Genomic DNA, 12,837 nt, shown 5'->3' on the forward strand with positions numbered 1-12,837 from the left:
GGGTTTGGATCACACCCCACAATTTTTAGTTGAAAACACTTGCATTTGATTTTACACAATTAATAGGACTTGACTAAAAATTCGTGCATTACCTGAGAGAATTCATATATTACTTGAAGGAATTGATGTATAAGTCTGAAAAATTCAGCTTCTGACCTTCAAAAAGTTATATTTTTAATGAAGTTTACTTAAAAATAGCCACTGTTGAAGCTCTCTGTTGAATTTCCTTAATTTAATTGAAGCAAAAGGCGCTAGACTCTTCAGAAATCCTCAATTTGCTTTCGCAGAATTTCTTGCGAGGTAAATAATTTCTGAATGCTTTCCTTGTGCTATCGAATTTCCTTCGTGTTTTGGCAAATTCAAGGGTGCTATTCACTGGCCCAGGAAAGCTAGCGCCTCGTGACAGGCAAAAGGCGGCCTGTCCCTGCGATGATTCTTCAAGGAAGCTTTCCTTTGTGGAGCAGAAATCATCCGGCATGATTAACAAAGTCTAAAAAAAGAAAACTAAAAGGCTGGCCGCATTCCGGTCAGCCTTTAGGCCTTTATTTTACTTGTTTAATGAAACATCCTGCTGAAAACTGGATCTTTTCATAAATACTTTTAAAAGAATAAAGCCAATTGCAGCTCCGACAAAAGAGCTGGATATAAAGGCAGGGATTAATCCGAACAAGGTCGCTTTTTGGCCGAGTAATAGTGTTGAAATTGGATAGCACGCCATTGCCCCAAGGATTCCAGTTCCAAGGACCTCACCGCAGACAGCAAAGATTAGTTTACTTGTTTTTCTATACAAAAGCGCAGCAAGCAAAGCCCCAATCATGCTTCCGGGAAAGGCAAAGACTGACCCTGTTCCCATAAGATTTCTTAAAAGAGAAACACAAAAAGCCTGTAAAACAGCATAGTAGGGGCCTAAAAGGACAGCCGACAGAACATTGATAAAATGCTGGATAGGAAATACCTTTACAAAACCTAACGGAATGTAAAAAACATTGCTTGTTAGTGTCCCGATGGCTACCAGCATCGCAGAAATAGTAAGTTTCTGTGTTTTTCGAATGATAAGGATCCTCCTTTAAAGTATGTATAAATAAAAAGCCAGATCCACAATGGACCTGGCTAAGTAAGCAAAAGAAAAAAACTCCGCTACTTTCCTACGCTGGTACAAACCAGATCAGGTCCAAAGGGTTAAAAAACAAAGTTTTTCTCTCAGCCCATTATGGGCACCCCTAGTAGTAAATCCGCTATTCATTTGTTTTTATCATAGACCTTGTGAAAATGTATGTAAAGTATTTTTGAAAATTCTCAATAATATTTTAACTTATTCAACTTTCGTGATGGTTTACGATGGAGAAGAAGTTGGAAGAGGTGGTCACGTTATTTTTCTTACACATAATGAGTCAGGCGTCAGTTATAAGGCCCATCTCTCTGTCAACTATGGTGCTATCCACAATGGACCAATCTACTTTACTAACCTTTCAAGATTAAGAACGGTATTGGACAGGAGGGCCAACGCCCGACATACAATGGCAGAACGGACAGCCATTGCTCCCTTAAAACAAATTAGCCCCTACCATAAAGGGAGGGCCATTTCCTATTTTCTTATCAAAGCAGCAATTTTGTTGCCTGCTTCTTCAGCATCAAGTGAATCCATGCTAATTCTGAAGTGGTAATAAGTGTAAAACTCTATCCGCTTGTAATATAATTCTTCCATTTGTGAAACTGTCAGGCCTTGAAGAACAGGCCGGGTGCTAATTAGAAAAGGCATCCTGTTTTTCCATGCTTCCCACGATATATCGAGATATACTACAGTACAGTTTGCCATGCAGACATCTCGAATTTCGCGTTGTAAAAAAGCCCCGCCACCTAAGGAGATAACTGTTGATTCCTTAGCAGAAAGCTTGGTAATTAAACTTTTTTCCTCCTGTCGAAATACAGCTTCACCCAGGGTTTTAAAAATTTCTGTTGCAGGCATTCCAAATTCCTGTTCAATTTCATGATCGGCATCAATAAACGGCCATGAAAGCTTTTTTGCAGCTATTTTGCCCACCGTTGTTTTCCCTGACCCCATAAATCCCGTAAGGACAACGCTTTTAGTCATATCTGGCACTTCCTATAATCAATTGTTAAACTAATCTTAACATAGCCAAAGTATAGCTTAAAGGAAAAATGGGGGTTGCCGATGATAGCCAGATGGATCGCCGTAAATATCATAGCCGTTGTAATAAGAGCAGTATGGCCTTTTCAAAAGGTTACGACAGCAGCTATGTTTTAATCGGAAAAATATTAACCCCAGGCAGCTTTTATCCTGTTTTTAATTAATCTTAATATGTACTTTGTTTTTTTGCTTAATAGAAAAAGTACGATTAGAGAGGTAAAAGTTAAGCTTGCAAAAATCTCGAAAAAATGATGAAATATCACATCCCAATTGCCTTTACTGGATGCCTGCTGATCGTTGTCCATGCATGATCATGGCTTATGCCCGTCGTGAGGATTTCTGGATAAGGAAAACAGGAAGCGGGTTATTGTCTTTAATCGTACTGGCTGTTCTTTTATATAGCGGTCTATTAAGACACCGAAAGGCCACTGGAAAGAGAAGAAGGTTTCATTACGCCATGGCATTTGTTTTCTTTAGTATAGTTATTTTACATGTTTTTTTGTAGTTTTTTCGGCAGGTTTAAATGTGGATGAATGGAATTTTTTTTATTGCCTAAAATGATAGGTGAGGAGGCAATAAAAATGAATAATTTAATGGCTATAATCATGAAATTTGTTACTTGTTTGGTTGCTTTTGCGGTAGGGCTGGACTTGTTTTTCAATGCGACACTGACAGATATCGTTTCGTTCAGCTTGCTTATGACAGTGGTTTCTTATCTTGCTGTAGACAGGATTCTGCTGCCGCGTGTTGGAAATATAAATGCTCTTATCGCAGATTTTCTACTTTCTTACACGGTTGTCTGGGTTTTTGGCAGCGTGCTTCTCGACAGCTATATGCAAATTGCGTGGGGAAGTATTATCTCAGCTGCGATTATTACGGCAGGGGAATATTTTGTCCACAGATTGCTCCTTCGTTCTATGCCTGAGGCAAATCAAAACAGGAATACAGCATCTAACAGACTTGCATACGGAATGGAAATGTCCGAGGAGAAAGACCCGCTTAAGGAAAAGTAATTTCCTTCTAAAATCCTCTAAACCGCATATATTTTGGAATAGGTCTTCCTATAAGGGAAGATCTATTTTTGTTTTAGCTAATCAGAATGTATATCCAAAAATTCTGAACGCATAAGAAAAGCTAAGGCATCCGCCAAAAAGGACTTGGCGAATGCCAAGTTTTTCTAAAAAGTAAGGAGGAAGCGGTATGCCGAGCGGTAAAACAGAAATCATTATGGATTTATCCATTCGGGAAGTTTGGAATTTTGTGAAGGATATGGACAGTTGGGCACCACTGGTTCCAGGGTACATCACTCATAAAAAAATAAGCGAACACCTATCGGAATGGGTGTTCAAGCAGGATATTGGCATCATTAAGAAAAAAGTTACTCTTTTGATTACGATTAAAGAATGGATCGAGCCGGAAAAGGTTACATTTACACTAAACGGAGTCACAGAAAATATCACTGGTGAAGGCTACTTTCAAGCTGAATCGTTGGGCAAAAACCGAACAAAAATGACTGGTTATCTTGATATGACGGCTGGAGGTCCGATCGCTGCCATGATGAATGCGGTCTTAAAAAACTCCGTTCCTAAAACAGGGGAAAAAATGACCGCCGCAATCGCTGCAAAACTGGGAGAAATAAAGGCGGGAAGATAAAATCTTTACATATAATTGAGTGGGTCCGGCATTTTGCCAGGGCCTTTTTGAATTGTTAAACCAGCCTCCAGCTTTTCTAAATTCCAATATTAGGGCATACTATTAATGTCATTCTTAAATAGAGGAGATTAACCATGTTAAAAGAACAAATGAAACAATATGCGGAAAGGTTACAAAAGGGACAGGCAATACTTTTTAAAGAGGAACAAGAGTACCTGAAAAAAAATAATATGTTCGAGGGGCTAGGGGACAAGCTTTCCGTAGCGGATGCATCTGCCCGTTTTAAAGGTTCTTATATGGAACGCAGCGAAAAGGAACTCGAAAGCCTTTTGGCCGAGGAGTCTGCAGATTTTCTTAAACTTCCAATAAGTTATTTCCGCCAGCATAAAAATGAGTTTTTGTATATGGAATCCGAGTGGTTTGAAATAATTGGCGTTGATGCTATTTCACTTGAAACCGACGATTTATTCGAAAACTATGATGTTATGCTTGGTTTAAAGCTGCAAAAGAAATACTCTTCGGTTATTCGAAGATACTTAGAAAAGGAATTAAAAAATAGTGATACAGATTTTGATCTGATATTTGAGGATGCAATCTGGAACCTGAATTTCAATTTGGAAGCAGTAGACGGCTTTAGTGAAACAATGTCCATTGGTGAAGCGTACGAGTTAATTTATGCTTTTCTCTTCAAACTGGCAGAAAGTGTGGAAGAGCAATAAAAGTGCAAAATGAATGAATTTTATGGTAAAGTTAAAACGATTACATTAGTCAAAGGGGTATTCATATGACAAACGAAAACAATAATACAGCATTACCTCCAAAAACCTGCTCGGTTGATCGTCTTGTGACTCTTACAGCGGATGTGGAAAAGGTATTAAAAGGAGAAAAAACAGCTACTCGCCGTAACGGACGTTATGCAGATGTAGGTGAAATCATGACTCTTCAGGGCAAGGACTTTGTAGTAGAGAACGTTTATTCCCAATCTCTTGGAGAATTAACAGAAGAAAATGCCCGCCAGGAAGGCTTTGCAAGCCTTGAGGATTATAAACAATCCATTCTTTCTATCCATCCGGGAATGCCATGGGTTCCCCAGATGAAGGTATGGGTTCACGAATTTCGTCCTGTTGAAGCTTAATAGGTAATTCCGTGGATATACTTCATAAGATTCTGCTCTATTTACATATTTCAAGCGTAATTTTATCGATCGGTCCATTTTTTGTTCTTCTTCCAATGCTGAGAAAAATGAAGGCAGCTCATTCCGATGTCCAAAATGCCTATCTAGATGCCTTTCGTTTTGCCGTTCAATGTGCCAAGCATGCCGGACATGTCCTCGTTGTCTCTGGAATTTTGCTTGTATGGACGAGTGCGTGGACGTGGAAGACTTCCTGGATTGTCATAACGGTACTTATTATGGTAAGTTCACTGTTTTTTCTCGCACGGGCATTTTCTCCGACAATGCGGAAATTCAAAGAGGCCATTGATAAAGAAGCCCCGCTTCGCAAGCTAAACCGCTCAGTATGGATCTATATCATTTTATTAATGGTTATGCTCTGGTTCATGGTAGCCAAGCCAGTAATGTGGTAAAGGAAGGGAATCATCTCACCTTGAACGTAATTGTATATTCAACAAATGACTGCATTGAATGTGAAATGGTCAAAAAAGTCCTCACCGAAGAAGGCATTCCCTTCATGGAAAGGAATGTATCTGTCAGTCCGGAATATCAAAAGGAAGTGGAACAGCTTGGATTTTTAGGTGTTCCAGTTACCGTGTACCAGGACCTGAAGGTGAAGGGATTTACAAATGAATTAAAAGCCTTAATTGAAAAAGCTAAAACTAATCCAAGGCCGTGAACCTTTTTCACGGCTTTTTATGTAGTGAAAACCGGCTGTTCTTCCCAAATGATGAAAATGGTGATGATTTTTTTAGAAAACAAGGAGTATGCTGATGTACCAAACCTTTACCCTGAAAGAAAAAATTAAACAAATTGTTATTCTTCTTCTTCCCATCCTGATAACCCAGCTGGGGATGTTTTCGATGGTGTTCTTCAATACTATTATGTCTGGAAAATATAATCCTTCTGATCTAGCAGGAGTAGCAATCGGCTCGTCCATCTGGAATCCCATATTTACCGGGCTGAGCGGAATATTGCTTGCTGTATCACCCATTGCAGCCCAGCGTTTTGGAGAAAAGAAGAATAAGGAAGTCTCATCTGTTATTACACATGGTATTTATCTCGGGTTCATAATTGCTGTTATAGTAATTGTTCTCGGAGTTTTTTTGCTGGAACCTATTTTAGTCAAAATGAACCTTCCTGCAAATGTTCATCACACAGCCCATGGCTATCTCGTAGGACTGAGCTTTGGTATCATACCTTTATTTATTTTCAATGTACTTCGCTCGTTTATTTATGCACTTGGAAAGACAAGGGTTGTCATGGTGATTTTACTGTCCTCGCTGCCAGTAAATTTCTTTTTAAATTACGCACTAATCTTTGGAAATTGGGGATTTCCTGAACTGGGCGGGGCTGGTGCGGGGTATGCAACCTCCTTTACCTATTGGGTGATTTGCGGTATTACGGCCTTAATTATCCGAAAACAGGATCCTTTTTCTTTTTATGTCAGGAGATCACATTTTAAGGAGTTTTCATTTAAAGAGCTGAGAGAGATTTTAAAAATTGGTGTTCCAATGGGCTTGTCTATTTTCTTTGAAACAAGCATGTTTGCTGTCGTAACCATTTTGATAAGTAGGTTCAATATAACAACAATTGCGGCCTATCAGTCTGCTTTAAATATTGTCTCTTTCTTGTATATGATTCCTATGAGTATCTCAATGGCACAAACTGTCCTAGTTGGCTTTGAAGTAGGGGCAAAACGCTATAAGGACGCTAAAATATACAGCTGGCTGGGAGTAGCGCTTGCTATTCTTATTGCTATAGTAACTGGTCTGTTTGTTGTACTTTTCCGCTTTGATGTAGCTGGATTTTATTCAAATAAGGCAGCTGTTATAAACCTTACTGCGCATTTTTTGATATATGCTCTGTTCTTCCAGATTTCAGACGCCATTCAGGCGACTGCACAGGCAGCCTTAAGGGGATATAAGGACGTGAACCTTGCCTTTATCATGACCCTTATCGCCTATTGGCTGATTTGTCTTCCTCTTGGATATATTCTTGCTCATTATTCAGGACTTGGCGCACCGGGATACTGGATTGGCCTGACCTTTGGACTCCTGGCTGCCGGATTAGGCCTCGCCTTAAGATTGATTCATATTCAAAAAAGGAAGTTTCCAAGTTTGGAAAACAACTAAGATAATTTATTGAAAAAAGCAGGGGGTGGGTTACCTCCTGCTTTTTATCCTTTACAGAGTTTGAATTAGTAAATGAAGAAATTCATTTTCTTAAGTATTAGTTGCAAATGACTACTCATTCGCTAGGCAGCTGGTAGGTAAGACTTTCCCCATCTAACGGGACAGCTGCCTTGTGCTGTAAATTTTTAGATAGGATATAGTTCAATACTTGATTACGGGTTAAAACGCAATGGTTCCAGGCTTCCAAATGGGATATAACTAATTTTGTATTTGGAAATTCGGTGACTATACTATCTATATCTTTAAGACCCATTGTTATAGGCTCTCCTTCGTTGAACCGAGCTTCCCCTGCGAATATAATCGCAACATCCGGAGAAAAATTGTTGAACACAGCTTGAATCTCTTCGTACCAAACACTGTCCCCAATAATATATAAAGTAGGTTCATCTTTAGACTTTAATACGAATCCTGATACAGGACCCATTTTTTTACCTAGGCTGCCTTTTCCGTGTTCTCCTGTTGTCCGTATAAGCTGAATACCTTCCCAATTGAAAACTTCTGATATCGGTATGACATTAGTGAAACTCTTTCCCTTAATGAAATCTTCATCCTCTGGCTGACAGAAAAGAGGGAGGTGTTTAGGCAGACTCTCTACAGCAGCATCATCAAAGTGATCCCGATGAGTATGGGTAAGCATAATCGCGTCTGCGTTGAGTAAAGAAGAAATTTCTACTGGTAAAACAGTCAAAGGATTAGACATTTGTTCTCTTGGAGAATTTGGGACCGAGGCCAGTGTTCCTTTCTCACTAAACATAGGGTCTATAAGCAATATTTTCCCATTGTAGGAAATAACATGTGTTGCATGTCGGATCAGTTGGATTTTCATTAGAATTCCTCCAATTAAATAGATATCGTTAAGATAAGTTTATTAAAACACCATTCCTACTGCCTGTCCGATCATATGAACTTTTTCCCTAATTTTTTTCCAGCTGATTTTCGCATTTTTAGTTAATATTTTTAATATTTTATGATCCAGTTCATCCATTTTTTCACCTCTTAAAATTGCCTATAAAGACAACTGAAAACGGTAACTTTTTATATAATCATATCAAAAAATTAAAAAGCTATGCGTAAAAAAATAGGTTTTATGATGTATTTATCGAACTTTTCTAGTGAATAAAATTCATATCAAAACAATGTAAAAGGACATTGATAGGGGGGAATGCTTCATGGGAACTTTTCATTTTAAAGTAAAAGGCGCCTGAAAGGGAGACCGCAATGGCACAGGTACAATTCAATCAGCAGGGGGACTGGATCTGACTGTTTCAGCACCAGTGGATATGGAGGGACCTGGAGTTGGCTCAAATCCTGAGGAATTGCTTATTTCAGCTGCGAATAATTGTTATATGATAACACTTGGAGCCATGCTTGGAAACCGCAAAATAGAACTCGAAAAGCTGAAAGTAAATTCAGAAGGAACAGTCATTCGGGAAGAAGGAAGACTAAAATTTAAACAAATCATACATAAACCTGTAATGTATTTGAAAAATGGTTCAGAGGTTACCCAAAAAAAGCTATTAGAAGTTGCAGTTCGTGCAGAAAAAGCATGCTTCATCTCGCAAACTTTAAGAAACAATGTTGAGGTTTCAGTAGAACGAGTAGAAATAGTTGGATAATTTTTTCAAAGGAAAAAGTCCCTGGATTTTGGGTACTATCAGATTTTCGATAAAAGGGGGTTCGGAATGCTTTATTCCCAATCCCCTTTTTGATCGGTTAGGAAATTATAGATTTTCACCTTGTAGAAAACTCCGAACTAGGTTATTGTAATCCAGCTCCAGCGCACAGCCCCTCGGGGTCATAAGCCAAATCACTTCAGAAATCAGGATTTCCTACGTGATTCGTCTTATGCCTGTTGGAGGCCCACAGGATGTGGGTCAGGAAGGCGTTGCCACAGGACGTGGCGATTTTAGCCTTTCATCATCTAACCAGGGCGCTTGGGCCTTTTGTTCTTTTATGGAGATTTCTTACCATTCTTATTCACGGATGCTTTTTAAGTCCTTTCCAGGGTATCCAATGTATACCAAAAGTTTTTTGAATAAAGGTAAGTTTAATGATGTTAACCAGATCAATACTTGGGCTGCCTACTTCCGAATACAAATCCTTGACTAAGTCATAAATGAAAGAGAGATCAAGGGATGGTTCCATCTTACGGACTAAAGGAACAAGCTGGTCTTAATGTAACCAGGCTTCTTTTCTAATTTATATAAAAGTACTGATTCATTTTGTCCGTTTTTTATAGATTTCCAATGTAAAAGGAACCACATATCCCATAAACGGCACTAACTTCATCAAATCTTGTTTCATAGATTAATTTTTTAAATTGCAAGGCATCAGCGCAAAATAATGAAACGCCACATTCATAATCATCGAAACCAACAGAACCTTTTATAATGCTTTTTACCTGCTCCGTATAAGGTTTACCAGTATCAATATGTTCGAACATCAACCTTTTTCTTTCTTCCTTAGGAAGCATAAACAGTATGTTTGATCACCCCGAAATTTGCTCATTGGGTAAATGCATCCATATTCATTCTTTGGGATAACAGGGTAAAGTTTGGCTCTCATCGCTGGATCGTCATAGAGATTTGCTGACATTGGAGAGTAACTGCTTTTTTCAATGACCGAAACGAAGGAATAGGCAGGCTTTGTATAATCTGCCAGAATGGTTTTATTGAATTCCGTTTCAACTTCATTAAGTTCTTTCATTGTTGGGCGTAAAATCATAAATAGGAGATTGCTTTTTGGCCAACTACTATATAGACTGTGTGGCTTCCATTATGATCTTCCTCAATCTTCTCCCATTTATTTAAAAGATTCTTAAATTTAAAAAGAGCGCGTTCACGAACTGCGGAGGAAGGGGATTTCCATTTTGCCCAATCCATTAACGGAAAGTCATGTAAACAATACCAGCCTTCAACTGTTTGCATTGCTTGATTCATTATTATCACTCCATATTAAAATTGCGATTTTTAGTAGGAATCATCACAATCCAAAGATAATGATTTTCATTAAGTTATGGTGTGATAAGAATCACCTGGTATCATTAGTTGTACCAAGAACTTCCTATTTTAAATACATATTAAACACTCATTTTTACAAATTTTTTAAAATTATTATTCTATGATATTTAGGATTGTGGGTTACAGGTTACAGCAGTTAAAACATTTACTATTTCAAAATAGGACTGGCTTTTAAGATTATTAGTACGTTAAGAAAGTACTTTTCACTTTTTTAACACCTTTAAATAGTTTATAATAATTAGAATAGTAGATATAGTAATATAAAAATGATTATAATAGATTATGATGTGGTATAAGTTTATACAAAAGGTATGTTCCTGGGTGGCGCATATATATTTTTGAAAGCGCCTACTCTTTTTTCAAATATAGGGGATAAGGAAGGATATCATGAGCAAGCTACAGCAAAAAACAGACGTAATCTTAATTGGCGCCGGAATTATGAGCGCGACTTTGGGATCATTACTAAAAGAGTTAACACCTGAATGGGAAATAAAAGTGTTTGAGAAATTAGCCAGCGCAGGAGAGGAAAGCTCTAACGAATGGAATAATGCAGGAACAGGGCATTCTGCACTTTGTGAACTGAACTACACAGTCGAAAAACCGGACGGATCTATTGATATCAGCAAAGCTATAAGAATTAATGAACAATTCCAGGTTTCAAGACAGTTTTGGTCTTATCTTGTAAACAGCAATTTAATAAGCAATCCTCAGGAATTTATCATGCCAATTCCTCATATGAGTTTAGTACAAGGAGAAAAAGATGTCTCCTTTTTGAAAAAACGTTTTAAAGTGCTTTCGGAAAATCCTCTGTTTCAAGGGATGGAATATTCCGAGGATCATGATAAACTGCTTGAATGGATTCCGCTTATTATGGAAGGCAGAAAATTAAATGAACCAATAGCAGCCACTAAAATTGACTCCGGCACTGATGTCAATTTTGGTGCCCTAACACGCATGTTGTTTGAACACTTAAAGAGCCAAAACGTCAAGGTAAATTACAAGCATAGTGTTGAGAATATTAAACGTACTAGCGATGGCTTGTGGGAAGTTAAAGTAAATGATATTGAAAGCGGTAAAACCGAATATCATACTGCAAAATTCGTCTTTATCGGCGGAGGAGGCGGAAGCCTTAATTTACTGCAAAAAACCGGTATTCCTGAGTCAAAACATATCGGAGGATTCCCGGTAAGCGGACTATTTATGGTATGTAACAATCCGGATGTGGTAGCGCAGCATCACGCAAAAGTATACGGTAAAGCTAAGGTTGGTGCGCCTCCAATGTCTGTTCCGCATCTAGATACAAGATTTATTGAAGACAAAAAAACCCTGCTGTTTGGACCGTTTGCTGGCTTCTCACCAAAGTTTTTAAAAACCGGTTCAATGTTTGATTTGTTAGGTTCCGTAAAACCGAACAATGTCTTAACTATGCTGGCAGCTGGTGCAAAAAACATTCCATTGACAAAATACCTGATCGAGCAAGTAATGTTGTCGAAGGAAAAGCGAATGGAAGAATTACGCGAGTTTATTCCGAATGCTAAAAGCGAGGAATGGGATATCGTGGTAGCGGGGCAGCGTGTGCAGGTTATCAAAGATACTGAAGCCGGAGGTAAAGGAACACTACAATTTGGTACAGAAGTTGTAAGTGCATCTGATGGTTCGATCGCCGCTTTACTCGGAGCTTCTCCGGGTGCTTCTACCGCTGTTTCCGTCATGCTTCAGGTATTAAAAAAATGCTTCCCACAACATGTAAATACATGGGAACCAAAAATAAAAGAAATGATTCCTTCTTATGGTGTGTCACTTTCGGAAAACCCTGAGACTTTCCAAAAAATTCATACCTCAACAGCGCAGTCGCTAGGTCTAATTGAAAAAGAGTTCGTCTATAATTAATTCCTTGGAAGTAGCAAAAATTCAAATAACATTTTTCATCAATGGATAATGATTTCTATAATGAATGATCGAATATCATTAAAAATAAAACTAAGAATCTTTGATCTTTGCAGATTAAAGGTTCTTTTTTTCTCAGCCATAGAGGGCGCAGAGAATCATACTATTAGAAGGTAAAATTCCAAGTTAGATTAATAGAAAGTAGATAAAGCCAAGGAGGTTATCCTTGGCTTTTTTATCGAAATGTTTTAGAAATATAGTTTTCAGGGTAGATAAAGGGAGAGGTTAATCGGTAAATTGCTTGTCATCTAAGTTAAGGGAATTCATTTTCCTTAACCAGCTTTACAGGCAGGAACTGATACAAAATACATTAATATATTACATCATACAGGGAAGTCAGCTTAAGCAGAGTTTAAAATGCAACCGGTTGCTCATCACACGGACATGCAAGTGATTTTAAATTCGTTTGTTATATGAATATAATGTGCTTTTAAAAAGGATCTTCCTTTTCCGTATGTAAAGTTAAGAAGAAATAAAAGGGGTACCTAAAGCTACATTTAATGACCGAAAATCAGTCTGCATGAGTAAAAGGGGTACCTAAAGCTACATTTAATGACCGAAAATCAGTCTGCATGAGTAAAAGGGGTAAATAAAGCCACATTTAGTGACCCAAAATTAGTCTTCAGAGTCAAGTCCTATTAATTGTGTAAAATCAAATGCAAGTGTTTTCAACTAAAAATTGTGGGGTGTGATCCAAACCCT

At 38.1% G+C, this 12,837-nt stretch carries 14 protein-coding genes, 1 pseudogene and 1 riboswitch; of the genes and pseudogenes, 9 read left to right on the forward strand and 6 right to left on the reverse strand.

The features are described from left to right. Positions 1-547: 547 nt before the first annotated feature. Both thiW and G8761_RS25860 read right to left on the reverse strand, forming a co-directional pair. Complete coding sequence (thiW, locus tag G8761_RS25855) at positions 548-1,051, reverse strand: energy coupling factor transporter S component ThiW (protein WP_166030824.1); 504 nt, start codon at positions 1,049-1,051, stop codon at positions 548-550. A 74-nt stretch (positions 1,052-1,125) separates the two neighbouring features. Then, positions 1,126-1,232: riboswitch (TPP riboswitch) on the reverse strand. 353 nt (positions 1,233-1,585) lie between these two features. Then, entirely contained in the window at positions 1,586-2,092 is a 507-nt protein-coding gene (locus G8761_RS25860) for a shikimate kinase (protein WP_166030811.1), read from the reverse strand. Between the two features lie 638 nt (positions 2,093-2,730). Between G8761_RS25860 and G8761_RS25870 the strand changes: the two genes are divergently transcribed. The 7 genes from G8761_RS25870 to G8761_RS25900 all read left to right on the forward strand — a co-directional run bounded on the left by G8761_RS25870 (position 2,731) and on the right by G8761_RS25900 (position 7,108). Continuing rightward, a complete protein-coding gene (locus G8761_RS25870) occupies positions 2,731-3,162 on the forward strand; it encodes a YndM family protein (RefSeq protein ID WP_166030813.1) in 432 nt (143 codons plus the stop codon). Between the two features lie 187 nt (positions 3,163-3,349). Beyond that, a complete protein-coding gene (locus G8761_RS25875; RefSeq protein WP_166030814.1) occupies positions 3,350-3,802 on the forward strand; it encodes an SRPBCC family protein in 453 nt (150 codons plus the stop codon). Between the two features lie 134 nt (positions 3,803-3,936). Then, positions 3,937-4,521 carry a branched-chain amino acid aminotransferase gene (locus G8761_RS25880; protein ID WP_166030815.1) on the forward strand — a complete coding sequence of 195 codons (585 nt, stop codon included), beginning with the start codon at positions 3,937-3,939 and terminating at the stop codon, positions 4,519-4,521. Positions 4,522-4,586: 65 nt separating this feature from the next. Beyond that, positions 4,587-4,937: an ASCH domain-containing protein gene (locus G8761_RS25885; RefSeq protein WP_166030816.1), complete on the forward strand. Its 351-nt coding sequence runs from the start codon at positions 4,587-4,589 to the stop codon at positions 4,935-4,937. Positions 4,938-4,954: 17 nt separating this feature from the next. Next, positions 4,955-5,386 carry a hypothetical protein gene (locus tag G8761_RS25890; protein WP_338001041.1) on the forward strand — a complete coding sequence of 144 codons (432 nt, stop codon included), beginning with the start codon at positions 4,955-4,957 and terminating at the stop codon, positions 5,384-5,386. A 20-nt stretch (positions 5,387-5,406) separates the two neighbouring features. After that, entirely contained in the window at positions 5,407-5,652 is a 246-nt protein-coding gene (locus tag G8761_RS25895) for a glutaredoxin family protein (RefSeq protein ID WP_243450162.1), read from the forward strand. Between the two features lie 94 nt (positions 5,653-5,746). Then, entirely contained in the window at positions 5,747-7,108 is a 1,362-nt protein-coding gene (locus G8761_RS25900; RefSeq protein ID WP_166030819.1) for an MATE family efflux transporter, read from the forward strand. 115 nt (positions 7,109-7,223) lie between these two features. Here the strand turns inward: G8761_RS25900 and G8761_RS25905 are convergent, their stop codons facing one another. Both G8761_RS25905 and G8761_RS25910 read right to left on the reverse strand, forming a co-directional pair. Further along, positions 7,224-7,994: an MBL fold metallo-hydrolase gene (locus tag G8761_RS25905; RefSeq protein ID WP_166030820.1), complete on the reverse strand. Its 771-nt coding sequence runs from the start codon at positions 7,992-7,994 to the stop codon at positions 7,224-7,226. Positions 7,995-8,036: 42 nt separating this feature from the next. After that, the gene (locus G8761_RS25910) at positions 8,037-8,153 is read right to left on the reverse strand and encodes an AsnC family protein (protein ID WP_166030821.1); all 117 of its coding nucleotides are present in this window, start codon (positions 8,151-8,153) and stop codon (positions 8,037-8,039) included. 295 nt (positions 8,154-8,448) lie between these two features. On the opposite strand from G8761_RS25910, the gene G8761_RS25915 reads away from it, so the two are divergent. Then, positions 8,449-8,784 (forward strand): OsmC family protein, encoded by a 336-nt coding sequence (locus tag G8761_RS25915; RefSeq protein ID WP_166030822.1) that lies wholly within the window; start codon positions 8,449-8,451, stop codon positions 8,782-8,784. 361 nt (positions 8,785-9,145) lie between these two features. On the opposite strand, the gene G8761_RS28295 is transcribed toward G8761_RS25915, so the two are convergent. Both G8761_RS28295 and hemQ read right to left on the reverse strand, forming a co-directional pair. Beyond that, complete coding sequence (locus G8761_RS28295; RefSeq protein WP_476638939.1) at positions 9,146-9,313, reverse strand: transposase; 168 nt, start codon at positions 9,311-9,313, stop codon at positions 9,146-9,148. An 88-nt stretch (positions 9,314-9,401) separates the two neighbouring features. Then, positions 9,402-10,107, reverse strand: a pseudogene (gene hemQ, locus G8761_RS25925) (hydrogen peroxide-dependent heme synthase). Between the two features lie 468 nt (positions 10,108-10,575). Here hemQ and G8761_RS25930 point away from each other — a divergent pair. Then, complete coding sequence (locus G8761_RS25930; protein WP_166030823.1) at positions 10,576-12,078, forward strand: malate:quinone oxidoreductase; 1,503 nt, start codon at positions 10,576-10,578, stop codon at positions 12,076-12,078. Positions 12,079-12,837: the final 759 nt, after the last annotated feature.

The organism is Neobacillus terrae, assembly GCF_011393025.1.
In the GTDB taxonomy this organism is placed as follows: Bacteria; Bacillota; Bacilli; order Bacillales; family Cytobacillaceae; genus Neobacillus_A; species Neobacillus_A terrae.

What these genes read in the sequence shown, in the direction of transcription:
- G8761_RS25860 (WP_166030811.1), bottom strand. Translation starts at nt 2,092, where the DNA reads ATGACTAAAAGCGTTGTCCTTACGGGATTTATGGGGTCAGGGAAAACA.
- G8761_RS25870 (WP_166030813.1), top strand. Translation starts at nt 2,731, where the DNA reads ATGAATAATTTAATGGCTATAATCATGAAATTTGTTACTTGTTTGGTT.
- G8761_RS25875 (WP_166030814.1), top strand. Translation starts at nt 3,350, where the DNA reads ATGCCGAGCGGTAAAACAGAAATCATTATGGATTTATCCATTCGGGAA.
- G8761_RS25880 (WP_166030815.1), top strand. Translation starts at nt 3,937, where the DNA reads ATGTTAAAAGAACAAATGAAACAATATGCGGAAAGGTTACAAAAGGGA.
- G8761_RS25885 (WP_166030816.1), top strand. Translation starts at nt 4,587, where the DNA reads ATGACAAACGAAAACAATAATACAGCATTACCTCCAAAAACCTGCTCG.
- G8761_RS25900 (WP_166030819.1), top strand. Translation starts at nt 5,747, where the DNA reads ATGTACCAAACCTTTACCCTGAAAGAAAAAATTAAACAAATTGTTATT.
- G8761_RS25905 (WP_166030820.1), bottom strand. Translation starts at nt 7,994, where the DNA reads ATGAAAATCCAACTGATCCGACATGCAACACATGTTATTTCCTACAAT.
- G8761_RS25910 (WP_166030821.1), bottom strand. Translation starts at nt 8,153, where the DNA reads ATGGATGAACTGGATCATAAAATATTAAAAATATTAACTAAAAATGCG.
- G8761_RS25915 (WP_166030822.1), top strand. Translation starts at nt 8,449, where the DNA reads ATGGAGGGACCTGGAGTTGGCTCAAATCCTGAGGAATTGCTTATTTCA.
- G8761_RS28295 (WP_476638939.1), bottom strand. Translation starts at nt 9,313, where the DNA reads ATGGAACCATCCCTTGATCTCTCTTTCATTTATGACTTAGTCAAGGAT.
- G8761_RS25930 (WP_166030823.1), top strand. Translation starts at nt 10,576, where the DNA reads ATGAGCAAGCTACAGCAAAAAACAGACGTAATCTTAATTGGCGCCGGA.